The sequence below is a fragment of the Arthrobacter sp. TJ-217 genome (assembly GCF_058269255.1).
On record NZ_JBZCNJ010000010.1, the window covers coordinates 55,394 to 79,549 of the forward strand.

General features: G+C 67.0%; 26 protein-coding genes. 9 read left to right on the forward strand and 17 right to left on the reverse strand.

Annotated elements, in window-relative coordinates:
- Positions 1-33: 33 nt before the first annotated feature.
- The 8 genes from secF to pdxT form a co-directional block, all read right to left on the reverse strand.
- Positions 34-1,032, reverse strand: coding sequence for a protein translocase subunit SecF (gene secF / locus AC4D2R_RS16295; RefSeq protein WP_490903375.1), 999 nt, complete (start codon positions 1,030-1,032; stop codon positions 34-36).
- Positions 1,029-2,768 (reverse strand): protein translocase subunit SecD, encoded by a 1,740-nt coding sequence (gene secD, locus AC4D2R_RS16300; protein ID WP_490941157.1) that lies wholly within the window; start codon positions 2,766-2,768, stop codon positions 1,029-1,031. Before secD ends, secF begins: the two co-directional genes overlap by 4 nt.
- An 87-nt stretch (positions 2,769-2,855) precedes the next feature.
- Positions 2,856-3,326: a preprotein translocase subunit YajC gene (gene yajC / locus AC4D2R_RS16305; protein ID WP_490941158.1), complete on the reverse strand. Its 471-nt coding sequence runs from the start codon at positions 3,324-3,326 to the stop codon at positions 2,856-2,858.
- A 108-nt stretch (positions 3,327-3,434) separates the two neighbouring features.
- Complete coding sequence (ruvB, locus tag AC4D2R_RS16310; RefSeq protein ID WP_490941159.1) at positions 3,435-4,547, reverse strand: Holliday junction branch migration DNA helicase RuvB; 1,113 nt, start codon at positions 4,545-4,547, stop codon at positions 3,435-3,437.
- Positions 4,547-5,170 (reverse strand): Holliday junction branch migration protein RuvA, encoded by a 624-nt coding sequence (ruvA, locus tag AC4D2R_RS16315; RefSeq protein WP_490941160.1) that lies wholly within the window; start codon positions 5,168-5,170, stop codon positions 4,547-4,549. The genes ruvB and ruvA overlap by 1 nt, the downstream gene beginning before the upstream one ends.
- A 141-nt stretch (positions 5,171-5,311) precedes the next feature.
- On the reverse strand, positions 5,312-5,890 hold the full coding sequence (gene ruvC / locus AC4D2R_RS16320; RefSeq protein WP_490941161.1) for a crossover junction endodeoxyribonuclease RuvC: 579 nt from the start codon (positions 5,888-5,890) through the stop codon (positions 5,312-5,314).
- 33 nt (positions 5,891-5,923) lie between these two features.
- Positions 5,924-6,682, reverse strand: coding sequence for a YebC/PmpR family DNA-binding transcriptional regulator (locus AC4D2R_RS16325; RefSeq protein ID WP_490903381.1), 759 nt, complete (start codon positions 6,680-6,682; stop codon positions 5,924-5,926).
- A gap of 2 nt (positions 6,683-6,684) precedes the next feature.
- The gene (gene pdxT, locus AC4D2R_RS16330) at positions 6,685-7,398 is read right to left on the reverse strand and encodes a pyridoxal 5'-phosphate synthase glutaminase subunit PdxT (RefSeq protein ID WP_490941162.1); all 714 of its coding nucleotides are present in this window, start codon (positions 7,396-7,398) and stop codon (positions 6,685-6,687) included.
- Between the two features lie 84 nt (positions 7,399-7,482).
- Between pdxT and AC4D2R_RS16335 the strand changes: the two genes are divergently transcribed.
- From AC4D2R_RS16335 to AC4D2R_RS16350, 4 genes are all read left to right on the forward strand, one after another.
- On the forward strand, positions 7,483-8,754 hold the full coding sequence (locus tag AC4D2R_RS16335) for a Mur ligase family protein (protein WP_490941163.1): 1,272 nt from the start codon (positions 7,483-7,485) through the stop codon (positions 8,752-8,754).
- The gene (locus tag AC4D2R_RS16340) at positions 8,754-9,476 is read left to right on the forward strand and encodes a type 1 glutamine amidotransferase (protein ID WP_490941164.1); all 723 of its coding nucleotides are present in this window, start codon (positions 8,754-8,756) and stop codon (positions 9,474-9,476) included. The genes AC4D2R_RS16335 and AC4D2R_RS16340 overlap by 1 nt, the downstream gene beginning before the upstream one ends.
- 78 nt (positions 9,477-9,554) lie before the next feature.
- Positions 9,555-11,564: a M3 family metallopeptidase gene (locus AC4D2R_RS16345; protein WP_490941165.1), complete on the forward strand. Its 2,010-nt coding sequence runs from the start codon at positions 9,555-9,557 to the stop codon at positions 11,562-11,564.
- Positions 11,565-11,570: 6 nt separating this feature from the next.
- Positions 11,571-12,281, forward strand: a complete 711-nt coding sequence (locus AC4D2R_RS16350; protein ID WP_490941166.1) for a GNAT family N-acetyltransferase — start codon at positions 11,571-11,573, stop codon at positions 12,279-12,281.
- A 62-nt stretch (positions 12,282-12,343) separates the two neighbouring features.
- Here AC4D2R_RS16350 and AC4D2R_RS16355 read toward each other — a convergent pair whose 3' ends face one another.
- Entirely contained in the window at positions 12,344-12,970 is a 627-nt protein-coding gene (locus AC4D2R_RS16355) for a hypothetical protein (RefSeq protein WP_490903387.1), read from the reverse strand.
- 287 nt (positions 12,971-13,257) lie between these two features.
- Between AC4D2R_RS16355 and AC4D2R_RS16360 the strand changes: the two genes are divergently transcribed.
- The gene (locus AC4D2R_RS16360; RefSeq protein WP_490941167.1) at positions 13,258-14,070 is read left to right on the forward strand and encodes a DUF2382 domain-containing protein; all 813 of its coding nucleotides are present in this window, start codon (positions 13,258-13,260) and stop codon (positions 14,068-14,070) included.
- Positions 14,071-14,153: 83 nt separating this feature from the next.
- Here the strand turns inward: AC4D2R_RS16360 and pdxS are convergent, their stop codons facing one another.
- The 5 genes from pdxS to thrS form a co-directional block, all read right to left on the reverse strand.
- Positions 14,154-15,068, reverse strand: a complete 915-nt coding sequence (gene pdxS / locus AC4D2R_RS16365) for a pyridoxal 5'-phosphate synthase lyase subunit PdxS (protein WP_490941168.1) — start codon at positions 15,066-15,068, stop codon at positions 14,154-14,156.
- Positions 15,069-15,253: 185 nt separating this feature from the next.
- The gene (locus AC4D2R_RS16370) at positions 15,254-16,189 is read right to left on the reverse strand and encodes a diacylglycerol/lipid kinase family protein (protein ID WP_490941169.1); all 936 of its coding nucleotides are present in this window, start codon (positions 16,187-16,189) and stop codon (positions 15,254-15,256) included.
- 1 nt (position 16,190) lies between these two features.
- Positions 16,191-16,817: a phosphatidylinositol phosphate synthase gene (pgsA, locus tag AC4D2R_RS16375; RefSeq protein ID WP_490941170.1), complete on the reverse strand. Its 627-nt coding sequence runs from the start codon at positions 16,815-16,817 to the stop codon at positions 16,191-16,193.
- Positions 16,818-16,820: 3 nt separating this feature from the next.
- Complete coding sequence (locus AC4D2R_RS16380; RefSeq protein ID WP_490941171.1) at positions 16,821-17,441, reverse strand: HIT family protein; 621 nt, start codon at positions 17,439-17,441, stop codon at positions 16,821-16,823.
- Positions 17,441-19,453, reverse strand: a complete 2,013-nt coding sequence (thrS, locus tag AC4D2R_RS16385; RefSeq protein ID WP_490941172.1) for a threonine--tRNA ligase — start codon at positions 19,451-19,453, stop codon at positions 17,441-17,443. The genes AC4D2R_RS16380 and thrS overlap by 1 nt, the downstream gene beginning before the upstream one ends.
- A gap of 222 nt (positions 19,454-19,675) precedes the next feature.
- Here thrS and AC4D2R_RS16390 point away from each other — a divergent pair, with 222 nt between their 5' ends.
- Positions 19,676-20,107, forward strand: a complete 432-nt coding sequence (locus AC4D2R_RS16390; protein ID WP_490941173.1) for a VOC family protein — start codon at positions 19,676-19,678, stop codon at positions 20,105-20,107.
- Between the two features lie 148 nt (positions 20,108-20,255).
- Positions 20,256-20,480, forward strand: a complete 225-nt coding sequence (locus tag AC4D2R_RS16395) for a glutaredoxin domain-containing protein (RefSeq protein ID WP_490903691.1) — start codon at positions 20,256-20,258, stop codon at positions 20,478-20,480.
- Here the strand turns inward: AC4D2R_RS16395 and AC4D2R_RS16400 are convergent.
- Complete coding sequence (locus AC4D2R_RS16400; RefSeq protein WP_490941174.1) at positions 20,477-21,184, reverse strand: lipoate--protein ligase family protein; 708 nt, start codon at positions 21,182-21,184, stop codon at positions 20,477-20,479. The genes AC4D2R_RS16395 and AC4D2R_RS16400 overlap by 4 nt on opposite strands.
- Positions 21,185-21,352: 168 nt before the next feature.
- Between AC4D2R_RS16400 and AC4D2R_RS16405 the strand changes: the two genes are divergently transcribed.
- The gene (locus AC4D2R_RS16405; RefSeq protein WP_490941175.1) at positions 21,353-21,802 is read left to right on the forward strand and encodes a DUF4383 domain-containing protein; all 450 of its coding nucleotides are present in this window, start codon (positions 21,353-21,355) and stop codon (positions 21,800-21,802) included.
- Positions 21,803-21,855: 53 nt separating this feature from the next.
- The gene (locus tag AC4D2R_RS16410) at positions 21,856-22,746 is read left to right on the forward strand and encodes a diacylglycerol/lipid kinase family protein (RefSeq protein WP_490941176.1); all 891 of its coding nucleotides are present in this window, start codon (positions 21,856-21,858) and stop codon (positions 22,744-22,746) included.
- Positions 22,747-22,770: 24 nt separating this feature from the next.
- Here AC4D2R_RS16410 and AC4D2R_RS16415 read toward each other — a convergent pair whose 3' ends face one another.
- Together AC4D2R_RS16415 and AC4D2R_RS16420 are read right to left on the reverse strand one after the other, a co-directional pair.
- On the reverse strand, positions 22,771-23,802 hold the full coding sequence (locus tag AC4D2R_RS16415; RefSeq protein ID WP_490941177.1) for an aldo/keto reductase: 1,032 nt from the start codon (positions 23,800-23,802) through the stop codon (positions 22,771-22,773).
- Between the two features lie 58 nt (positions 23,803-23,860).
- Positions 23,861-24,145 carry a DUF427 domain-containing protein gene (locus AC4D2R_RS16420; RefSeq protein ID WP_490903399.1) on the reverse strand — a complete coding sequence of 95 codons (285 nt, stop codon included), beginning with the start codon at positions 24,143-24,145 and terminating at the stop codon, positions 23,861-23,863.
- Positions 24,146-24,156: the final 11 nt, after the last annotated feature.

Genomic DNA, 24,156 nt, shown 5'->3' on the forward strand with positions numbered 1-24,156 from the left:
TAGCCGGGTCCGACGGCGGACCCGGCCACCGCCTCAGGCTTCGGCGGCTTCGAGGGCCCGGCGGTGCTTGACCTTCTTCTCCTGCTTCTTCATTTCGGGCTCGTTCAGGCGCAGCGCCGCGTACATCGGCGCGGCGACGAAAATGGTGCTCAGTGTGCCGAGGATGATGCCGATGAACAGGGCCAGCGAGAGGTCCCGCAGCGTACCTGCGCCGAGGAGGTAGGCGCCGATGAACAGGATCGAGGCAACTGGCAGTACCGCTACAACGGAGGTGTTGATCGACCGCACGAGGGTCTGGTTGACGGCGAGGTTCACCTGCTCCGCGAAGGTGCGCTTGGTCGTCGTCGAGACTTCGGCGGTGTTTTCCCGGATCTTGTCGAAGACCACGACCGTGTCGTACAGGGCGTAGCTCAGGATTGTGAGGAAGCCGATAATCGCCGACGGCGTAACCTCGAAATCGCTCAGCGAGTAGAGCCCTGCGGTGACCACCATGACCACAACGAGCGCGGTCATCGCGGCAACGGACATCTTCCAGGTCCGGAAGTAGAGCGCCATGAGGACCGCCGCGAGGAGGACGAACACAATGAGCCCGATGAGGGCCTGCCGGCTGACGTCCTCGCCCCAGGTGGGGCCGACGTAGCTCGAGGTGACCTGCTCCTCGCTGACGCCGTAGGCGGTGGTGAGGTTGTCGCGCACGCTCAGCGTCTGGTCGTCGGTGAGGCGCTCGGTCTGGATGCGCATCGTTGCCGGGGCGATGTTGGTGACCCGCGGCACCACGTCGGCGACGACGTCGGTGACCGCGCGCTCCCCTGCGGCGACGTCGGTGTTCTCGGTGGCCGAGACGGTGAATTCGGATCCGCCGCGGAAGTCGATGCCCAGGTTGAAGCCGCCCTTGACCACCGGGACGATCAGCGAGAGCAGCACGGCGGCGGCCGAGATGATGAACCAGAGCCTGCGCTTTGCGACGAACGGGTAGGACCGTTTGCCCGAGTAGAGCTCGTTGCCGAAGTTGGCGAAGCTGCTGCCGTTCATCGGTTCTCTTCTTTCTCTTCGCCGCGGCCGCGACCGGCCAGGGCTTTCTGCTGCTCGGCGATGCGCCGTTCGGCGATGGTCATCCGGCGTTCGGCCTCGCCGGTGGCGGCGCGGTTGCGCGCGCTCACAGGGGCGACAGGCTTGTCGGCCGGATCACGGAACCTGCCCGCGCCGCGGTAGAGCGGGGTGACGCCGAGCCGCTCGGGGTCGAGTCCGGACCACCGGTGGCCCTCTCCGAAGAACCGGGTGCGTGCAAGGAGGCGCAGGACCGGGTGGGTGAACAGGAAGACGACGATGAGGTCGGCGATCGCGGTCAGGCCCAGGGTGAAGGCGAAGCCGCGCACGTTGCCCACGGCCACGAAGTAGAGCACAAGGGCGGCGAGGAGGTTCACGGCCTTGGAGGCGAGCACCGTGCGCTTGGCCCGGCGCCAGCCGTTCTCGACGGCGGAGATCATGCCGCGTCCGTCGCGGAGCTCGTCGCGGATGCGTTCGAAGTAGACGATGAACGAGTCGGCGGTCTGGCCGATGGCAACGATGAGGCCCGCCACGCCGGCAAGGGAGAGCCGGTAGTTCTCGGTCCAGCCGAGAATGGCGATGGCGAGGTAGGTCAGCACACCGGCCACGACCAGCGAGGCGATGGTCACCAGGCCGAGCATTCGGTACTGGAACATCGAGTAGAGGGCAACGAGGGCAAGGCCGATCACCCCGGCGATGAGGCCGAGGCGGAGCTGGTCGGCCCCGAGGGTTGCGGAAATCTGCTGCTCGCTCTGGATCTCGAAGCTGATCGGCAGGGCGCCGTATTTCAGCTGCTCGGCCAGGGCCGCGGCGGATTCCTCGGTGAAGCTGCCGCTGATGCTCGGGTTTCCGTCGGGGATGACAGCGTTCGTCGTCGGCGCGGAGATGATCCGCCCGTCGAGGACGATCGCGAACTGGTTGCGGGGATCACCCCGGCCGATCGAGAAAAGGCGTTCGGTGACTTCGCGGAAGGTCTTCGCGCCCTCGTCGTTGAAGTCGATGTTGACGACCCAGCTGTTGAGGGCCTGGCCCTGGCTCCCGCGCTGGAGGCCGTGGCTGGCCGTGTCGATCTGGGTTCCGGGGACCTCCACCGGGCCGAGGATGTATTTGCCCTGGGTGTCGGGTTCACACGCGACCATCGGCTGGTCCGCCGGGGCGTTCTCCTCCTTGGGCTCGAGCGCCGCGGGGTCCATGCAGTCGAGGGCCTCGAACTGCTTGAACACGTCGGGGGTGATCCAGTTCGGGTCGCTCGCGTTGGTCGGCTCGGCGGTGGGCTTGGGCAGCTCATCCTCGGGGGTGGGCGTCTCGGCCGCGGGCGCCTGCCCGGGACCGCCGAACAGCACGGGGCGGAACTCCATCTGCGCGGAGGCCTGGATAAGCTCGCGCGTTTTCGCGTCGGGAATCCCGGGGAGGGAAACAATCACGTTCTGCCCGGACTGGGTGTTGATTTCGGCTTCGGCGACGCCGCTGCCGTCGACGCGCTGCCGGATGATCTCGACGGCCTGCTCAAGCTGCTCGTCGGTGATCTCGGTTCCGCCGTCGGAAAGCTTCGGCGACAGGATCATCTGGGTGCCGCCCTCGAGGTCCAGGGCGAGCTTCGGAGCCCAGCTCGCGGAACTCCAGATGGATCCTGCTCCCAGCAGAACTGAAAGGAGGGCTATAAGTACGCCCAGCCAGACGAGTGTCCGTTTGGCTGCCGTGCCCGGGCCGGTACGTGGCATTGGGGATTGTCCTTTGGAATGTGGCGTTTGAGCGCCGTGCCGATCCGTTCCGGCCGCCGGCACGAGGCAGCGGCCGGGAAGGGAATGCTAGTTGTCTTTGTTCCTGTTGTTTTCGCGGTTCAGCCGCTCCACGGTTTCCTCGGGGGTCTCGACCCGCGTGGACTCAAGGGGGTCGCTGTCGGCCGCTGAGGCTCCGGCGGGCCCGGGGGCGTCAACGTCGGCGTCGTCGATGTCTGCGGTCTTCGGCTCCTGGTGCACGACCTTGCTCAGGGCCTGGGTGTGGACCGTTGCGGTGTTGCCCGGGGAGAGTTCGATGACCGCCTTGTTGTTCTCCTGGTCGATCGAGACGATCGTCCCGAACAGGCCGAACTGGGTCATGACCTCGGCACCCGGCTCCATCTGGGTGCGCATCTCCGTTGCCTGCTGCTTGACCTTGCGCTGCTTGCGGAACATCGTGAAAATCAGGAACGCGAGCGCGAGCGGGAGCAGGATGGAGAAAATGTCGAAAGGCTGTTCTTGGGCGGCATTGCCGGCGGTAGCTACTACGTTTGCGAACACAGAGAAGTTCCGTTCCTATCACTCGGGTCGGCGTAAGCGCGCGTAATGAACCGGCGCACACCGCGTATTCTCCCAGTGTAAAGGGAAACACCTCCGGTGAAGCACGGCTCAGCTTCCCGGCCAGTCCCCTGCGGCGAGATCCTCCGCTTCGTCGTCCTCGGGCAGGACGGAGAACAGGTCTTCGGGCATCGCCGCCGCAACGGAGGCCGGCATGGCGAGCCCGAGGTGGCTCCAGGCGGAGGCGGTGGCGATCCTGCCGCGCGGTGTCCTCCCCAGCATCCCCTCACGGACCAGGTACGGTTCGGCAACCGTCTCGACGGTCTCCGGCTCTTCGCCCACGGCGATCGCCAGGGTGGAAAGCCCCACCGGTCCGCCGTTGAACTTGGTGATCAGGGCGGTGAGGACGGCGCGGTCGAGCCGGTCAAGGCCCTTTTCGTCGACCTCGTACATGTCGAGGGCCGCACCCGCGCTCCCCGCGTCGATGAGGTCGGTGCCGTGCACCAGGGCCCAGTCCCGCACCCGCCGCAGCAGGCGGTTGGCGATACGCGGGGTTCCCCGGGAACGCCCGGCGATCTCGGCGAAGGCGGCCGAGTTGACCTTCATGTCCATGAGCATTGCGGAACGGCGCAGCACAAGTTCAAGTTCGTCGGTCGAATAGAACTCGAGGTGCCCGGTGAACCCGAAGCGGTCGCGCAGCGGCCCGGGCAGCAGGCCGGCGCGGGTGGTGGCTCCAACGAGTGTGAACGGGGGAAGGTCGAGCGGGATGGCGGTCGCGCCCGGGCCCTTGCCGACGACGATGTCGACGCGGAAGTCCTCCATGGCCATGTAGAGCATTTCCTCGGCGGGCCGGGACATGCGGTGGATCTCGTCGAGGAAGAGGACTTCGCCCTCCGTGAGCGAGGAAAGGATCGCGGCGAGGTCGCCTGCGTGCTGGATTGCCGGACCCGAGGAGATGCGCAGGGGTGCGTTCATCTCGGCGGCGATGATCATCGCCAGGGTGGTCTTGCCCAGGCCCGGGGGGCCGGAGAGCAGGACGTGGTCGGCGCTGCGCCCGCGCATCCGGGACGCTTCGAGGACGAGGGACAGCTGACGGCGTACGCGTTTCTGGCCGACGAAGTCGTCGAGGTTCTTGGGCCGGAGCGCCGCCTCGACCGCCCGGTCCTCGGGATCGGAACCGGCGGCGACAAGCGGCGCTTCATCGGGGTGCTTGGAGGGGCTCATCAGAGGCTCTTCGTCCGGACCGAACTCCGGGCGCCGTCCTGGCCGAGCCGGCGGAGGGTGAGTTTGAGGATCTGGCCGACGTCGCCGGTGGCGGCTACCTCCGGAGCATCGGCGATTGCCGCGTCGATGGCGGAGCCGGCGTCCTTCTCCGACCAGCCAAGGCCCATCATTGCTGTGAGCACCTGCCCCTGCCAGGTGTTCTTGGGAACGCCCGGCGCCTCAAGCGGCACGAGCTTGCCCGCGAGTTCGAGCACGATCCGGCGGGCACCCTTGGGGCCGATGCCGGGAACCTTGCTGAACGCCTTGTCGTCCCCGGCGGAGGCGGCGATGCGGATGGCCTCGGGTGCGTGGACGGCGAGCACGGCGAGGGCGAGCCGCGGGCCGACGCCGCTGATCGCGAGCAGGGTGTCGAACACTTCCCGCTGTTCCGCGTCCTCGAAGCCGAACAGGGTCATCGAGTCCTCCCGCACGACCATCGTGGTGAAGACCTGCGCCTGGCTGCCGACCCTCAGTGTCGCCAGCGTCTGCGGGGTGGCCTGGACCTGCATGCCAAAACCGTTGACGTCGAGCACTGCCGACTGCAGGCCGACGTGGGCGACGGTGCCGCGGAGGGAACTGATCATTTCAGGGGGCTCCAAGGAAGGTGGGGTGGGGACGGCCCGAACCAGCGTCCGAACATACTTTCTATTACGTTACCTTCAACCAGGGCTCTCCGCCCGGCGCCACACCGGTGCGGAGTGCTTCCGGGGGCGGGTTCGAGGGGCCTAGCGGCTGCGGCGGGCGCGAGCCTCGGCCTCGGCCCACAGCCGCTGTGCCGGGGTGGCGGCTCCCGTTCCGGCTGCGGCGCCCGCGGCCTGCAGTCCCACGCCCCTGCGCCAGGCGTGGGTAATGGCGAGGGCAAGCGCGTCGGCGGCGTCGGCCGGCCTCGGCGGGGCGTCGAGCCGAAGGATCTTCGTGACCATCTTTGTCACCGCCGCCTTGTCGGACTGGCCGTTGCCGGTGACGGCCGCCTTGACCTCGGTCGGGGTGTGAAGGGCAACGGGGATGCCCCGGCGGGCCGCCGCGGCGATGACGACGCCCGAGGCCTGGGCCGTGCCCATGACGGTGCTGACATTGAGCTGGCTGAACACCCGCTCGACGGCGAGCACCGCCGGCTTGTGCAGGTCGAGCCACTCATCGACCGCCTCGGCGATTACCAGCAGCCGCTGGTCGAGGCTGCGCCCGGCCTCGGTTCCCACGACCCCGACGGCGACGAGCGTCGAGTGCCGGTTCGGTTCGACATCGACGACGGCGAGACCGCACCGGGTGAGCCCCGGGTCGACGCCCATCACCCTGAAGCTCATGGCGTCCCGGCTCCCGGAGCCCGCCCGCCGGTGCTAATCGTCGCTCTCGAGTTCTGCGAGAACCTCTTCGGAGAGGTCCGCGTTCGAGTAGACGTTCTGCACGTCGTCGAGGTCTTCGAGCGCATCGACGAGCTTCAGGAACTTCCGCGCGCCGTCGACGTCGAGCTGCACCTGCATCGAGGGGACGAACTCGGCCTCGTCGGTGTCGTACTCGATGCCGTTCTCCTCGAGGGCGGCGACCACGGCCCGCAGGTCCTGCGGCTCGGAAATAACCTCGAACGTCTCAGCGCCCTCCTTGACCTCCTCCGCGCCGGCGTCGAGCACGGCCATCAGGATGTCGTCCTCCGACAACCCGTTCTTGGGCAGTGTCACAACCCCCTTGCGGGTGAACAGGTAGGAAACCGAACCGGGGTCGGCCACGCTGCCGCCGTTGCGGGTGATGCCGAGGCGCACCTCGGAAGCAGCACGGTTCTTGTTGTCGGTAAGGCACTCGATGAGCAGGGCAGAGCCCTGCGGCCCCCGGGCCTCGTACATGATCGTCTGGTACTCGACGGCGTCGCCGAGCAGCCCGGCGCCGCGCTTGACGGCGCGGTTGATGTTGTCGATGGGGACGGAGGTCTTCTTCGCCTTGGACACCGCCAGCTCAAGGCCCGGGTTGCCCGCGAGGTCCGCACCGCCGGCCCGTGCCGCCACTTCGATGTTCTTGATCAGCTTCGCGAAGGACTTCGCGCGCTTGGCATCGATCGCGGCCTTCTTATGTTTGGTTGTTGCCCACTTAGAGTGCCCCGACATGCTTACGCTTCTCCTCTGATCATTCGAATAAACAACTGATGGACCCGCTGCTCGCCGGTGACTTCCGGATGGAAACTGGTGGCCAACAGGTTGCCTGACCGCACTGCGACAATTCTAGCGACCGCTTCGGACCGTGCGGCGTCGGCCTCGTGCGAGTGGTGCGGCTGTGGGGTCTCCCCCGCCGGGACCTGCGCCAAAACCTGAACCGATTCCCCGACGCTCTCCACCCAGGGCGCCCGGATGAACACGGCCCGCACCGGATCCGCGCCACGGGCACCGCCTGTTTCCTGTAGCCCGGCGAAGTCGAGGTCCGTTTCGAAGGATTCGCGCTGACGGCCGAACGCGTTGCGGCGCACCACCATGTCGAGGCCGCCGAAGGTCTGCTGCGGGTTGCCTTGGCGGTCCGTCGACGGGTCGGCAATCACATTGGCGAGCATGATCATCCCCGCGCAGGAGCCGTAGGCGGGAAGCCCGCCGCCGATCATGTCCTTCAGCGGGCCGGCGAGGTCGAACGACCGCGTCAGCTTGTCGATCGTCGTTGACTCCCCGCCCGGGATGATCAGCCCGTCGATGCCCTTCAGTTCCTCGGGGCGCCGAACACCCGTCGCGGTGCCGCCGAGCGCTTCGATGGTGCGGATGTGCTCGCGGACGTCGCCCTGGACCGCCAGAACGCCAATGCGCACGCCGGAGGTTGAAGAAGGAATCGATGAGGCCATTGGCCAATTCTAGGTTGGACGCCGTGCGATTCCTGAATCCGGGCCGGCGGCCGGTCCTCCCGCCGTTGCGCTAGGTTTAACAGCATGAATCCCCTCAGCGTGCTCGTTGGAAAAGCTGTGCGCCGCGCGTCTCGGCTGCGCGGCGGCGGCTCCGCCCTGCCCGGTCTCGTGGTGGAGCGCATCGATCCGGGCTTCATGGGCCGGGCCCTGTCCTCCCTTGAGCACGGAGTCGTCGTCGTCAGCGGCACGAACGGCAAGACGACGACCACCAAGATGGTCGTGGAACTGCTCGAAGGCCAGGGTCTGAAGGTGTTCACGAACCGCACCGGCAGCAACTTCACCCGCGGTGTCGCTGCGGCCCTGCTGGGCGAGGTGGACTGGCGCGGACGGCTCCAGGCCGATATCGCCGTGCTTGAACTGGACGAGGCCCACGCCGTGCACTTCGTGAACCGCGTGGCGCCCCGGCACTCGCTGCTCCTCAACGTCCTGCGTGACCAGCTCGACCGTTTCGGGGAAATCGACGCGACGACCCGGCTCCTCGAGCAGATCGCCGCGAAGACCACCGGCACTGTCATCCTCAACCGCGAGGATCCGCGGGTGGCGGGCATCGCCCAGACCGTCCGCGGCGCACAGGTTGTCTACTTCGGGCTCGATTCCTCGCTGCGGAGCACCTTCCCCAACGACGACGAACTGCGCGGCGCCGCAGGGATCCCCCAGCCCTCCCACCTGCCGGCGGAAGTGGTGCTCGAGAAGGTCGACGGGAATTCGGCGGTCTTCTCGATCGCCGGCGAGTCGGTCGGGACCGACCTGCTGCTCCGCGGCGTCTACAACGTCTTCAATGCGGCTGCCGCCCTCACCGCGGCACGCGTGGTCCTCGGCGACACGGTCGACCGTGAAGCCCTGCTCGCCTCACTGGCCGCCGTCCAGCCGGCCTTCGGCCGCGGCGAAAGCCTCACCGTCGAGGGCCAGCCCCTGGAACTGGTGCTCGTGAAAAACCCCAGCGGCTTCCGGCTGGGCCTGAAGTCCTTCGACCCGCAGGGCTGCTCCACAATGATCGCGATCAATGACAACTACGCCGACGGGCGGGACATGTCCTGGCTGTGGGACGTCGACTTCGATTCCCTGCGCGCCGGCGGCGTCGACATGGTCTCCGGAGTGCGCGCCTACGACATGGCGCTGCGGCTGAAGTACGACGACGTCGCGGTGGGCGGCGTTGACGTGGACCTCCAGTCGGCGCTGCGGGGCTTCCTCAAAGCCGGCTCCGGCCGACCGAAACGCATCTTCTGCACCTACACGGCCATGCTGGCGATCCGCCGCGAACTTTCGAAAATCACGACCGTCGAGGTGGTTTCCTGATGTCCAAGGGCACAATCAGCATCGTTCAGCTCTACCCGCGCGAAATGAACATCTACGGCGACTGGGGGAACGTCCTGGCGCTCAAGCAGCGCCTCGCCTGGAACGGCTACGACGCCGTGATCTCCGAACATAACGCCGGCGATGACTTCCCGGAGGACGCCGATCTGATCGTCGGTGGCGGCGGCCAGGACAGCGGCCAGCTGGTCATCCAGCAGGACCTCCAGGCGATCGCGCCGCGGCTGCGGGCCCTCGCCGACGACGGCCAGCCGATGCTCCTGATCTGCGGCATGTACCAGCTGTTCGGGAAGTTCTTCCGCACCGTCGACGGCACCGTCATTCCCGGCATCGGCGTGCTCGATCTCGAGACCCGCGGGGGCGAACAGCGCCTGATCGGCAACGTCGTTGCCACGAGCCCGGAATTCGGCGAGATCCACGGCTACGAAAACCACAGCGGGCAGACCTTCCTCGGCACGGGGGTGGCCCCGCTTGCGACGGTGACCAAGGGTGAGGGAAACAACGCCGAGGACAACCATGAGGGCGCCCGCTACAACAACGTCGTCGCCAGCTACCTCCACGGCTCGCTGCTGCCGAAGAACCCGGCGATCGCCGATTTCCTCATCCGCACGGCGGTCGAACGGAAGTACGGCTCCTTCGAGCCCGGCGAGGTCGACGACAGCGTAGAGGAACTCGCCCGCCGGCATGCCGCCGCCCGGCCGAGGTGATCCGCCGGCACCGGCTGTGCCGCATCCTCCGGTCCTCCTGATGCGCTCGCCCGCCCCGGCGTGCAAAAGTTGATCCCTATGAGCAACCCTTTCCTTGAGCCGAGCACGCTTCCATACCAGCTCCCCGACTTCGGCAGCATCCGCGACGAGCACTACCTGCCTGCGTTCGAGGCCGGGTTCGCCGAGCACCTCGCCGACATCGACGCAATCGTGGATTCCGGCGGGCCCGCGGACTTCACGAACACCGTCGAAGCCCTTGAACGGGCAGGCAGCACCCTGCGTCGGGTGGCAGAGGCGTTCTACAACCGCACGGGGTCCGACTCGACGGAGTCCATCCAGGAGATTGAAAAGCTCGTGGGGCCGCGCGTCGCCGGCCACGAGGACGACATCTACCTGAACCGCCGGCTCTTCGAGCGGCTTTCGCAGGTACCGACGGAAGGCCTTGACGCCGAGGCGGTCCGGCTCGTTGACGAATACCGCAGGCGGTTCGTCCGGGCGGGCGCGGAACTCGACGACGCCGCGCAGGAACGGCTGCGGGACCTGAACTCCCAGCTGTCGGAGCTCGGCACCGAGTTCCAGCAGCGGCTGCTGCGCGACACCAACGACGCCGCCGTGCTGCTCACCAGCGCAGAGGAACTCGACGGCCTCTCCCCCGAAGGCATTGCCGCGGCGGCTGGTGCCGCCGAAGCGGCGGGGCACCCCGGCAAGTACCTCCTGGGCCTGATCCTCCCCACCGCCCAGCCCGCCCTCGAACTGCTGGCCAACCGCGACGTACGCCGCCGCCTCCACGAAGCCTCGGTGACCCGGGGATTCCGCGGCAACGACAACAACACGCTTGGGCTGGCCGCGCGTATGGCCACGCTGCGCGCCGAACGTGCCTCCCTCCTCGGATTCGCGAACTTCGCCGAAGCGGCAACCGACGACCAGACCGCGCCCTCGCTCGACGCAATCCGCACGCGGCTGCGCGAGCTCACCGCCCCGGCAGTGCGCAACGCACGGGCGGAGGCCGCCGAGCTGGAGAAGGCGGCAGGGCATCCGATCGAACCCTGGGACTGGGCCTACTACGCGGCGAAGGTGCGCCAGGCCACGTTCGACGTCGATCTCGCCTCCCTGCGCCCCTACTTTGAGCTGGAGCGCGTCCTTTCCGACGGGATTTTCTTCGCCGCCAACCGGCTCTACGGGCTCACCTTCACCGAACGCAGCGACCTGCGCGGCTACCACCCGGAGGTGCGGGTGTGGGAGGTTTTCGAGGCGGACGGCAGCGGGCTCGGACTGTTCCTCGGTGACTACTACACACGCGACACAAAGAACGGTGGCGCGTGGATGAACTCCTTCGTTGAGCAGTCAGCGCTTCAGGGAACGCGCGCGGTGGTGGTGAACAACCTGAACATTCCCAAGCCGGCCCCCGGCGAGCCGACCCTGCTCACCTACGACGAAGTGGTGACCGCCTTCCACGAGTTCGGCCATGCGCTTCACGGACTCCTCTCCAACGTCACCTACCCCTCGCTGTCCGGGACGAACGTGCCCAGGGACTTCGTCGAATACCCCTCGCAGGTCAACGAGATGTGGATGCTCTGGCCGGAGGTCGTCGCAAACTATGCCCGCCATCATGCGACCGGCGAGGAACTGCCGCAGGAGGTGACCGCCCGGCTGGAAGCTGCCCGGACCTGGGGTGAGGGCTTCGCGACTACCGAGTACCTTGGTGCGGCCCTGCTTGACCTCGCCTGGCACAGCCTCGAGGCGGGGACGGAAATCACGGACCCGGAGGCCTTCGAGCGGGACGCCCTGGAGGCGGCCGGACTCGACTTCGCCCTGGTTCCACCGCGGTACCGCACGGGGTACTTCCGGCACATCTTCGCCGGAGGGTACGCTGCCGGCTACTACGCGTACATCTGGAGCGAGGTGCTCGACGCCGACACCGTCGAGTGGTTCAAATCCTCGGGAGGGCTCACCCGCGCGAACGGCGATTATTTCCGCCGCGAACTCCTCTCCCGGGGCAACAGCCTCGATCCGCTTGAGGCGTTCCGCAACTTCCGCGGGCGCGACGCCGAGATCGGGCCGCTGCTGAAGCGGCGCGGGCTGGACTAGCACCCGATGGTCACGATAGCCCAGTGCCAGCACCTGCAGAGCGCCTGGTTCGCCGCGCTCGCCACAGCGACCGGCGGAAGGACCTTTTCCACCCACGGATGCTCCTGGGCATGGCTTCCCGCCCGGCGCGAGCTGATGCTCCTGTTTCCCCAGGAGATCTCACCGGGAGGCATTCGGCCGGCTCTGGCGGATGGGTCGCGCCTCGGGGCAAAGACGGTCGGGGTCTGGCTCAACGGCGCAGTGAAAAGCACAAGCCTGTCGGGAATGGGTTTCGACCCGGGGTGGCAGCCGTCATGGATGGCCGCTCCGGTGAGCCTCCCGGCGGGGTACGACGACGCCGCCGCCTCCCTCTCCACCGAGGTTCCGGACTACCGGGGACCGCTGGCGCGGGAACTGAGGGTGGTGCGTTCCCAGCCCCGGCAGGCGTGGCACGCTGAGGCTCGGGTTGAGGGAAACCTCGTGGGGGCCGCGTATTCGTTCTACCCCTCGGGGGTTGTGGGGCTGCGCGGTCTGGGCGGCATCTTCTCCGTCGAGGTGCTGCCTCCGTACCGGCGCCGGGGGCTCGGCACGGCACTGGTCAGCCGGGCGGCGAAGGCCGCCGCGGCCTCCGGTGCCCAGCACCTTGCGGTGAATGCCGCACCGCAGGGGGCGGAGTTCTTCCAGGCCCGGGGGTTCAACCTCGTGGGGCGCGGCAAGACGTTTTGGATGGGTCTCTGAGGACCGCTGCGGGCCCGGCCTCCCCGAGGGGAAGCCGGGCCCGCAGACCGCCGCAGGTCCGCTTAGGAGCGGGTCAGGCCGGCCTGGTGCTCGATGCCTGCCTGGTCGACCTTGCGGTGGAAGTGCATCCCCGCCTTGCCGCCGAGGACGGCACCAACGAGGGGAACCAGCACGGCAATGACGAGGGCAATGATTCCGCCCGTGGTCAGTGCCCCCTCATTGATGGGAATGCGGGGGAACCCGTTGATGCTGCCGAGAATGTTGAACTGGCTCCCGGCAACCGCACCGAGGATGGCGAGAACAACAGCGACGACGACGGCCCACAGCCACACTGCGAAGCCCTGCTTGGCGCCGTCGAAGCGGGCCATGCGGCCGGCGACGTACCCTCCGCAGTAATACGCGACGAACAGGATGACCGCCAGCACAATGCCGCTGACGATTCCGACGGTCTGCAGGTCAGAACTGGCCTGGTCGGCCACCTGCCCGGCGTCCGCGTTGTTGGCCACCCCGACCCCTGCACCGACCGCGGTGAGCAGTGCGGTGAGCAGCACGGCGATGCCAGTCGCAGTCATCCAACCAAAGAAGGCCGAGCCAAACTTGATGCCGCCGAACTGCCGCCGTTCCTCGGCAACGAGGTCATCGCGCCGTCCCTTGGGCGTGCTTGCCCCTGCAGCGTTGTGGTGCGTCATTTACTTCTCCTTCTGATATCTGGTCCTGTCTCAGCAATCCTCCAGCGCGTTCCCGCACCGGCTTCCCGGAGCCGGAAAGCCTCTGAGTGATTCGAAAGCCTACTTACTAGCTATACGAAGAAAGTGCCTCGATGCAACTCAAAGAGGCGGAGAAATCGATGAAAGTCCGCACGGGAAATTCACTTGACACTCTAGTAGTAAGTTAGCTTGTCATTTTCATGACACGCCCCTAGAGTGGGGTCGGACGCAAGGGAGCCACCGCTCCCGTGAACAGCAGGAGAGGAATCATGATTACTTCCGAACAGCTGAACCGCCTGGCCGAGGGCCGGGGCAAGGTCTACACCGATGACGGACAGAAGCTCGGCTCCGTAGGCCAGCTCTACGTCGACGACGAGACGGGCAATCCGAGCTGGGTCACTGTGAACACGGGCCTTTTCGGAACATCCGAATCGTTTGTCCCGCTTGAGGCGGCAACCGTTGATGGAGACGACATCCGGGTCCCCTACAGCAAGGACCTCGTCAAGGACGCACCGAACCTCGAAGGCGACGGCCACCTGAGCCCCGAGGAGGAGGACCGCCTTTACCGGCACTACAGCCTCGGCGGCCGGAGCGGCACGGACCTCTCCAACGGAACCGGGACTGCCCGCACCGATCGTGACGCAACCGCCGGTGCCCCCAGGGACGCGGTGGGGCACGACACCTCCGGCCCGACGACGGACGAAGCCATGACGCGCTCGGAGGAGCAGCTCCGCGTCGGCACCGCCACACGCGAATCGGGACGTGTCCGCCTGCGCAAGTACGTCGTCACTGAGAACGTGACGAAGACTGTTCCGGTGTCGGAGGAGCGCGTGCGCCTGGAACGGGAACCGATCACCGACGCCAACCGCGACCAGGCCCTTGCCGGTCCCGCGATCAGCGAAGAGGAACACGAGGTCGTGCTCCACAAGGAGACCCCCGTGGTCCAGAAGGAGGCGGTCCCCGTCGAGCGCGTGCGGCTCGACAAGGAGACCGTGACCGGACAGGAAACCGTGAGCGAGGAAGTCCGCAAGGAGCAGATCGAACCGGACGGAATCGACGGCAGGAACGTACGCGGCAGCTAGTCTCCGCGAACACAAAGGGAGGGGTGCAGCCGGCCGGCTGCACCCCTCCCTTTCGTTGTGCCGGCGCCTCGGCGCCGCGCCTGTTACCAGCCGCGCTCGGCCAGGCGGTGGGGCTGCGGGAGCTCGTCGACGTTGATGCCGACCATCGCCTCGCCCAGGCCGCGGGAGACCTTGGCGACCATGTCGGCGTCATCGAAGAAGGTCGTGGCCTTTACGATGGCGGCGGCGCGCTCGGCCGGGTTGCCGGCCTTGAAGATGCCCGAACCGACGAACACACCGTCGGCACCAAGCTGCATCATCATTGCGGCGTCGGCCGGCGTCGCGATCCCCCCTGCGGTGAACAGGACAACGGGAAGCTTGCCCTCACGGGCAACTTCCTTCACCAGTTCGTAGGGCGCCTGGAGTTCCTTGGCGGCCACGTACAGCTCGTCCTCGGCCATCGAGGAAAGCCGTGCGATTTCGGAGCGGATCTTCCGCATGTGCATCGTGGCGTTCGAGACGTCGCCGGTGCCGGCCTCGCCCTTGGACCGGATCATCGCGGCGCCCTCGTTCAGGCGGCGGAGGGCTTCGCCGAGGTTCGTGGCGCCGCAGACGAAGGGAACCGTGAATTTCCACTTGTCGATGTGGTTGGCGTAGTCGGCGGGAGTGAGTACCTCGGACTCGTCGATGTAGTCGACGCCGAGCGACTGCAGCACCTGCGCCTCAACGAAGTGCCCGATCCTTGACTTTGCCATGACCGGGATGGAGACGGCTTCGATGATGCCGTCGATCATGTCGGGGTCGCTCATACGAGAAACACCGCCCTGGGCGCGGATGTCGGCAGGCACCCGTTCCAGCGCCATGACCGCCACGGCACCGGCGTCTTCGGCGATGCGTGCCTGCTCGGGGGTGACCACGTCCATGATCACGCCGCCCTTCAGCATCTCGGCCATTCCGCGCTTGACCCGGCTGCCTCCGGTCTGCGCTGAAGTTGTCGAATTGTCGTCAACGGTGGACACAAAAAGCCCCTAAAGATTGGTAGAAGATACGCCTCCATGATACGCCTGTCGGCGGCCTGCGCCTTCCGCAATCGGGCCGTGCCGCACGGACGTTCACGGTGGTGCTCCTGCGCCGCGTCACCCCGCGTCATGCTGCACCCGGCGGTTGCGGTCGGTGCCGGGCCTGCGCTCGGGCGTGGACCGTCCTAGAGGTGCGCTGATACGTCGCCGGGCAGCTCGCGCAGGACAGGGCTGGTGCGGGGAACGAGCGCCAGGATCGCTGCCGGCAGCACCGTGACGTCGACCGGGAGCGGGCCGACCAGTTCTCCGTCGGCATAGAGGCTGATGCCGGGCGCGGCGTCGATGCGCAGCGTTTGCCCGGTGAAGCACCGGATCCCGGGCTGGGCGAGGTGGGCGCCGCGGAAGGCCCGCAGGAACACGCTGACTACCCGAAGCCGGCTGCCGGCGCCCATCACAACGACATCGAGCCGGCCGTCGTCCGCCACCGCGTGCGGCGCAATGCAGAGCCCGCGGCCGTACTGGCCCACGTTTCCGGCTGCCACGAACCACCCCGGGAATACGTGCTGCGTCCCTTCGACCGTGACGCGGAATTCCGCACCGCGCCAGGCGCACAGCGCCTTGACGCCTCCCAGGATGTAGCTCAGCGGCCCGAGGGGAAGCCTGACCTGGTTCGCGAACTCAGCCGCGAGCGAATCGAAGCCCGCGTGGGCAACCCCGAGGAAGGGCACTCCGTTGGCCGAGCCGAGATCGAGGGGCCGCACGGCCAGTTCCAGCACCCGGCGGGCGGAGCGCACCGGGTGGACGGGCAGGCCGAGCCTGCGCACCGTGTCGTTGCCTCGGCCGCCGCCAAGCAGCAGCAGTACCGAGCCGGTCCCCCGGACCCCCGCGGCAACCGCTCCGTGCAGCCCGTCGCCACCGAGGGAGGCGACGAGGGTTCCGGATCCGGCGCCGGCGGCCGCGGCGGTGGCATCGGGCAGGCTCGTGGTGATGTGGACGGCGACGTCGAAGCCGTTCGCCTCCAGCGCGTCGCGGACCCCCGGCCACAGCCGCCTGCTGCGGCCCCGGCCCGAGGAGGGGTTGACGATCAGCAGTGCCGTGGTGGTGAGGAGGGCTGAGCCCACCTCAGCCCTCTCCGGCGGGATCGTGTACCAGGGACTGGCGGCGGACGGCGGCGGTCCGCTGGAACACCGTGATCAGGCTCGCCACGGCAAGGAGCACCAGCACTCCCAAGAGGAACCCGTGGGGCAGCCCCAAGCCGGTCAGCCCGGTGACAACGAGCACTGAGACAAGGCGCTCGGCCCGCTCCGCAATGCCGAGGTTGGCGCTGAATCCCAGGGACTCGGCCTTTGCCCTGGCATAGGAGACGAGCATCCCGAGGACGAGGCACACGAGCGCCGCGACCGCGATCGGGGTGTTGGCGCCGCCGGTGAAGAACCAGACGGCGAGGCCTGCGAAGACTGCGCCGTCGGCAACGCGGTCGAGGGTGGAGTCGAGGAAGCTCCCCCACAGGCCGCCACCTCCGCGGATGCGCGCCATGATGCCGTCGACGACGTCGGAGAAGACGAACAGGGTGATGAACAGGGTGCCCCAGAAGAGCTCCCCCAGGGGGTAGAAGACCAGAGCACCGCCTGCCACCCCGGCGGTGCCGGTGATCGTGACGGCGTCGGGCGTCACCTTCCACCGCAGGAGGAGCCTGGCCAGCGGGGTGAAGAGGGCGGTGAAGAACCCGCGCGCGTATTTGTTGAGCATCGCCTACGCCGGCCCGTCGGCGGGCGCCGACTCCGCTGTGCTTTGGTCGGCCGCCCAGCCCTCGGCGACCTGCCGGCGCACCTCACCGAGGGTCTGGGTCACCGCCTTGGTCTGGGCGATGATCGGCAGGAAGTTCCCGTCTCCGCCCCACCGCGGCACAACGTGCTGGTGCAGGTGGGCTGCGATGCCTGCTCCGCCGGTCATTCCCTGGTTCATCCCGATGTTGAAGCCGCCGGGGTTGGACACCTTCCGCAGCACCCGCATCGCGGTCTGGGTCAGCTCTGCGAATTCCGCCGTCTCCGCTTCGTCGATGTCCGTGTAGTCGGGCACATGGCGGTAGGGAACAACGAGCAGGTGGCCCGGATTGTAGGGGTAGAGGTTGAGCACCACGTAGGCCGAGGCGCCGCGGTGGACGATCAGCGATTCCTCGTCGCTGCGCGTCGGGGCGATACAGAACGGGCAGTCCTGCTGCGATTTCACCTGATCCTGCCCGCCCTTGATGTAGGCGAGGCGGTGCGGTGTCCACAGCCGCTGGAAGGCATCGGGGACGCCGGCGAGCTCGAAGTCGTCGGTCACCGCCTCGTCTCCTGGATAGCTCGGTCCAGCGGCCGGGGAGTCCGGCATCAGACTGACTTGTCCCGTGAGCGCACAACCTCGACGATGCGTTTGACGGCCTCGTCGACGGGCACCTGGTTCTCCTGGCTTCCGTCACGGAAGCGGAAGGACACCGCCCCCGCCTCCTGATCCTCTCCACCGGCGATGAGGACGAACGGGACCTTCTCCTTGCTGGCGGTCCTGATTTTCTTCGGGAAGCGGTCCGTGCCGGCGTCGACCTGGGCCCTGATGCCTTCGGCCTTCAGTTTGTCGACGACGTCGTACATGTAGTCGTTGAAGGCCTCGGCAACCGGCACGGCGAGGACCTGCACCGGGGCGAGCCACGCGGGGAAGGCGCCCGCATAGTGCTCGGTGAGCACGCCCATGAACCGCTCGATGGATCCGAACAGGGCACGGTGGATCATCACCGGACGCTGGCGCGTCCCGTCGGCAGCCTGGTACTCGAGCTCGAAGCGCTCGGGAAGGTTGAAGTCGAGCTGGATGGTGGACATCTGCCAGGTGCGCCCGATCGCGTCCTTGGCCTGGACCGAAATCTTCGGGCCGTAGAACGCGGCTCCCCCGGGATCCGGAACGAGCTTCAGCCCCGATTCCTCGGCCACTTCGGCGAGGGTGCGGGTCGCTTCCTCCCAGATGTCGTCGGCGCCGACAAACTTTTCCTCGTTCTTCGTCGAGAGTTCAAGGTAGAAATCATCGAGGCCGTAATCCTTGAGGAGTCCCAGGACGAAGTTGAGGGTCCCGGTCAGCTCTTCCTTCATCTGCTCGCGCGTGCAGTAGATGTGGGCGTCGTCCTGGGTCATCCCGCGCACCCGGGTGAGGCCGTGGATGACCCCGGATTTCTCGTACCGGTACACGGAGCCGAATTCGAACAGCCGCAGCGGGAGCTCGCGGTAGGACCGCCCCCGGGACTGGAAGATCAGGTTGTGCATGGGGCAGTTCATCGGCTTGAGGTAGTAGTCCTGGCCGGGCTTGCGCACCGAGCCGTCCTCGTTGAGCTCCTGGTCGACGTGCATCGGGGGGAACATTCCGTCCCGGTACCAGTCGAGGTGGCCGGAGACCTCGTAGAGGTGGCCCTTGGTGATGTGCGGGGTGTAGACGAACTCGTACCCGTCCTCGGTGTGCCGCTGGCGGGAGTAGTCCTCCATTGTCTTGCGGATGATTCCGCCCTTGGGATGGAAGACCGGCAGCCCCGATCCGAGCTCGTCCGGGAAGGAGAAGAGGTCGAGCTCGGTGCCCAGGCGGCGGTGGTCGCGGCGTTCGGCTTCGGCCAGCCGCTCCTGGTAGGCCTTCAGGTCGTCCTTGGTGGGCCAGGCGGTGCCGTAGATGCGCTGGAGCTGCTTGTTCTTCTCGCTGCCACGCCAGTACGCGGCCGCGGAACGGGTGAGCGCGAAGGCGTTGGAGATCAGTTTGGTGTTGGGCAGGTGCGGGCCGCGGCACAGGTCCTCCCAGGCGACGTCGCCGGACTTCCGGTCGACGTTGCCGTAGATCGACAGCCCTCCGGCGCCAACCTCGACCGACGAGCCGTCGTCGTCGGCGGCATCACCCTTGAGCCCGATCAGTTCGAGCTTGTAGGGCTCCTCGGCCATGGCCTGGCGCGCCTCATCCTCGGACACCTCGCGGCGGACGAACAGCTGGTTCGCGTTGACGATCTTCAGCATCATCTTTTCGAGCTGCTTCAGCTCGTCCGGGGTGAACGGCTCATCGACATCGAAGTCATAGTAGAAACCGTCGGTGATGTATGGGCCGATGCCGAGCCTGGCGCGCGGGCGCAGCTGCTGCACCGCCTGGGCCAGCACGTGGGTGGCCGAGTGCCGCAGCACCTGGAGTCCCTCGGGCGAGTCGATGGTGACCGCCTCAACCTGCGCCCCGCCAGGCAGCACCTGGTCGAGGTCCCTCAGCTCTCCGTCGACCCGGACCACGACGACGTCACGCCGTTCCCGGAAGAGCTCGGCACCCGTGGTACCCGCGGTCACCTGATTCTCTTCGCCATCGACGATGAGGGTTATCGGTTGGGGCGCTGACACGGTGGACTCCTAGGGAAGTGGAACTGGTTTCGGTGGTGCATTGCAGATTCCGGGCGGTATTGGGCCGGGCAAGCGCTCGTCGCATTCGTGCCGCGGTTCACTCGATCGTATCGGTTGGGTACGAGGCCCACCAACAACCGCCACACCTGCCGTTCGACGTGCCCGCCGAGCACACCGCGGGGGCTGTCGCGGAAACGGCCGCGGAGGTGAGAGCATCGAGCAATGAAACCTCAGATCCACGTCGTTACCCTTGGCGTGCGGAGCCTTGACGACTCCCTGCGCTTCTATGCGGACGGGCTTGGCTGGAAGCCGCTTCTTCACGTTCCCGGGGAGGTGGTGTTCTTCCAGGTTGGGCACGGGCTGCTGCTCTCGCTGTTCAGGGCCGACCACCTCGCCGCCGAGGTCGGGGGCGGCCCCGGCAGCGCCCAGCTGTTCACCCTGGCGCACAACGTCGACTCGCCCGAGGAAGTCGACGCGGCGCTGAACACGGCGGTCTCCGCTGGTGGAACGATCGTGGCCGAGGGAACGCAGATGAGCTGGGGAGGCTACTCCGGGTACTTCGCGGACCCTGACGGGTTCCGGTGGGAGGTCGCCCACAATCCAGGTCTCTACGTCGCGGACGACGGCACCGTGACCCTCGTCGAAATCGCCTGAGCGCCGGCCCGGCGTCCCTGCCTGAACCCGGTGGACGGGGTTCGGAATCGATTGGACGCATCCCGTGTTGGGATTATTGAAGGAATAACCAACAATCCTCTTTCAAGGGAGCACCGTGGAGTACACACCAGCCGACGGAACAATCACCATGTTTTCAACATCGTGGTGCGGGTACTGCCGCAGGCTCAAGTCCCAGCTCACCGCCCAGGGCATCGGCTTCCGGGAAGTGAACATCGAGGAAACCCCGGGGACGGCAGAACTGGTTGCCTCCCTGAACGGCGGAAACCAGACGGTTCCCACAATCATTTTCCCCGACGGTACCTCGGCAACGAACCCCTCCGCCGCTGAAGTGAAGAGCCGGCTGGGCCTCTAGGACCGGCGCGCATACGCGCCGAGAACGGCTCCTTCGACATCGGACACCCGCAGGCCCGGCACGAGGTCCTCGGCCGCGCCGGCGGTTGCCGGATCCCATTCCAGGCCCAGCGCGGAGTAGGTGTCGCTGAGCACCCCGCGGATTGACGCGGAGTCCTCAACCACGATCACTGAGGAAAAAAGCCACGCCCCGGCGATGACGCGCTGGGCGGTGCCGACCAGTTTCACAGGCGGGCGCCCGGGAGCGGCACCGTGGACGCTGAACTCACCGGGACAGTACTCTCCCGGGATCTCCCCGACAACCGCCGGCACGCCAAGGCCGGCCAGCGCCTCGGCGAAGAGCGCCCCGAACTCGGCGAAGCGGGAACGGGTCTGCGCGACGGCATCGGCCGCGGGCTCGATATGGTCAACGATGAGGCAGCCCCCATGATAGGCAGCCGCCCGCCCGCCGGCGCGCCGCACCACCGGAGTGAAGCCGCCCGCCCGCGCCTTGTCCTCGGCGTCGGCGAAGCCGGGCAGCCGGGCGTCGCGCTGCCCGAAGGCCACTGTGGGCGCCGGCCGATAGAACCGCAGGGTGGCTCCACGGGTTCCCGCGGCGACGGCCCTGAGCAGATCAAGACCGGAGGCAAGGTCGGCGACCGGCCCCTCGGATGTCTCCTGGCGCAGCAGGGAAAGTCTTCCCAATCCGGGATCTGCGGAGGTCATGCGTTGTGAATTCCTTCCCGGTTGCGGCACGCGCCGAGGCAGCCGGGCCCTCGACATGGTGCTGATCCAGCCAATCTAGCGGAGCACCGATGGTGCGTGAAAACTAAGTGCGCTTATGATTGAGGTCGCCACACCTCCGCGTTGGCGGTGACCAGAGATTGGAAAGCCATGAATGCAGCTGCCCGAAGGCGAGGGATCAGGTGGACGCGCGTCCAGAAGGCCTCGGCCGCCGTGAGCGCCGGGTTCCTTGTGCTCGGTCTGCTCGGCTTCGTTCCAGGCTCCACGACCGGCATCGAAAACCTTTCGGTTGCCGGAAGCTCCTCCGGCGCGTTCCTTGCCGGCCTGGTCCAGGTCTCGGTCCTTCACAATGCCGTCAACCTGCTCCTCGGCGCGGCGGGGATCGCCGCCGCGCGCACTGATGCCGGCGCCCGGGGCTTCCTGGTCGTCGGCGCCGCGTTCAACCTGTTCCTGGCCGCGTACGGGGCGTTCATCCGCAACGACTCGATCCTGAACGTCCTGCCCCTGAATGACGCAGGAACCTGGCTCCACCTGATCTCCTGCACGTTCATGGCCGCGTTGTTCCTGCTCCTGTGCAGGGTGTCCTGGAACGCCGAGTGAGCCCGGACGCCTATCGTCCCCCGCCCCTTATCCGCTCCGACAGAAAGCCAATCATGGTCTCCGCACACCAGTTCAATTCGATCTCCATCATCTTCAACCCGAACAGCACCGGGGATGCGCCGAAGCTCGCCGAGGAACTTGAGCGGCGGCTGCGTGACCTGCTCGACTACCCGGTGGACATCACCCCCATGCCTACAGCGCACGCCGGCCACGCGGTGGAACTGGCCCGCGATGCGGCACGCCGCGGCAATGCGCTTGTGGTTTCGGTCAGCGGCGACGGCGGCTACAACGAGGTGGTCAACGGAGTCATGCAGAGCGGAAGCGCCGACGCCGTGTGCGCGGTCATGGCCGCCGGCAACGCGAACGACCACCGGAGGGTCACCGGACAGAAGCCGCTCGCCGAGGCGATAGCCGACGGCCAGGTGCGCAGGATCGACCTGCTTCGCATCAACATCGGCGACGGGTCTGCCGACCAATACGCCCATTCCTACATCGGATTCGGGCTGACACCGGTTGTGGCAATCGACCTTGAGAAAGGCAACAAGGGTTCCCTCAACGAAATGTTTTCGGTGGTGCGCACCTTCGCCCGCTTCAAGCCCTTCGAGATCCGGCTGACCGACGGCAAGCACAAGAAGTTCGACAGCCTTGTGTTCGCGAACATCGCCGAGATGGCGAAGTACGCGACGCTCAGCGAGGCCGAGGAACTTCCGACTGACGGGAAATTCGAGGTCATCACCTTCCCGCACATGGCGAAGTGGCGGGTGCTGCTGACGGCGCTGCGTGCAGCAACCAAGGGGCTCGGCGACCAGCCGAGCATGAGCAGCTACGAGTTCACCACCCTCAAGCCCATGCCCTACCAGATCGACGGCGAAGTGAAGTCCGCACCAGCCATGACGACGGTGCGGATCAACAGTGCACAACGTGCGCTCTCCGTGCTCGGCTGAGCCCTTCGGCGGCCGGCGCCCGGGTCAGCGTCCGCCGGTGATGTTGCGGCTGCGCTGCTCGAGGCCGGGGGCACCATAGGGGTAGTCGTCGAAGGCAGGGGCACTGGCGGCGTCGAGGCGGTCCAGTTCCACCTCTGAAAGCTTCAGTGCGCCGGCGGCGAGGTTGTCGGCGAGCTGCTCCTGGGTGCGGGCACCGAGGATGACAGAGGTGACGGCGGGCTGCTGCGCGACCCACGCGAGCGCCACTTGGGAGGACGTCACATTGCGGGCTGCTGCCACTTCATTCACTGCGTCGAGGACCTGCCAGGTCCGCTCACTGGCATTGCGCTTCTCCCACGCCTCCATCCCCCGTTTGGGGTTCTCGCCCAGGCGCGTCGTCCCGGTAGGGGCGGTGTCGCGCTTGTACTTGCCGGTGAGCCAGCCGCCGCCGAGCGGTGACCAGGGCAGCATGCCCATTCCGGCGTCGAGGGTTGCGGGTACGATCTCCGCCTCGATGCCGCGGACCAGCAGGCTGTACTGGGGCTGGATGGTCACGGGCAGGCTGTAGCCCCGGGCCTTGGCAACCGCGACGGCTTTGGTGAGCTGCCAGCCCGTGTAGTTGGAAAATCCGTAGTACCCGATCTTGCCGCTGCGCACCGCTTCGTCGAGGAACCCAAGGGTCTCCTCGAGCGGGGTCAGCGGATCCCAGGAGTGCACCTGATACAGGTCGAGGTGTTCCACCCCGAGCCTGGCCAGTGACGCATCGAGGGCCCGGCGGAGGTGCCTGCGCGAGAGGCCGACGTCGTTCACGCCCTCACCCATGGGGAAGCGCCCCTTGGAGGCGAGGACCATCGACTCCCGCTCGGCAGGGTTCTTGTCCAGCCAGCGGCCCACGATCTCTTCGGAGGCACCGGCCGTGTACACATCCGCCGTGTCGATGAGGTTTCCGCCTGCTGCTGCGTAGTCACTGAGGATGCGGTGGGACGTGGCTTCGTCCGACTCGGCACCGAAGGTCATGGTTCCCAACGTGAAGGCCGAGACGGCCGTTCCGCTGTTGCCTAGCTTGCGGTACTCCATGGGTGGTGTCTCCGTTCCGGTAGTGATTCAGCGGTGCAGCAGGCGGAAGCCGCGCCGGTTACTCGGTGACCGTCACGCCCCGCCAAAAAGCGAAGTGATCCTTGATGTTACGGGCTGCGTCTTTCGGCTGCGGGTAGCTCCAGGCCGCGTCGACATTCTTTTCACCGTTCACTTCGAGCGTGAAGTAGGTTGCCTTGCCCTTCCACGGGCACGTCGTGCTCGTGTCGGTCCGCTGAAAGTACTCCTTCTTGACGGAGTCCTCGGGGAAGTAGTGGTTTCCCTCAACCATCACTGTGTTCGCAGATTCAGCTATGACCTCGTTGTTCCAGACTGCCTTGGCCATGATTCCTCAAT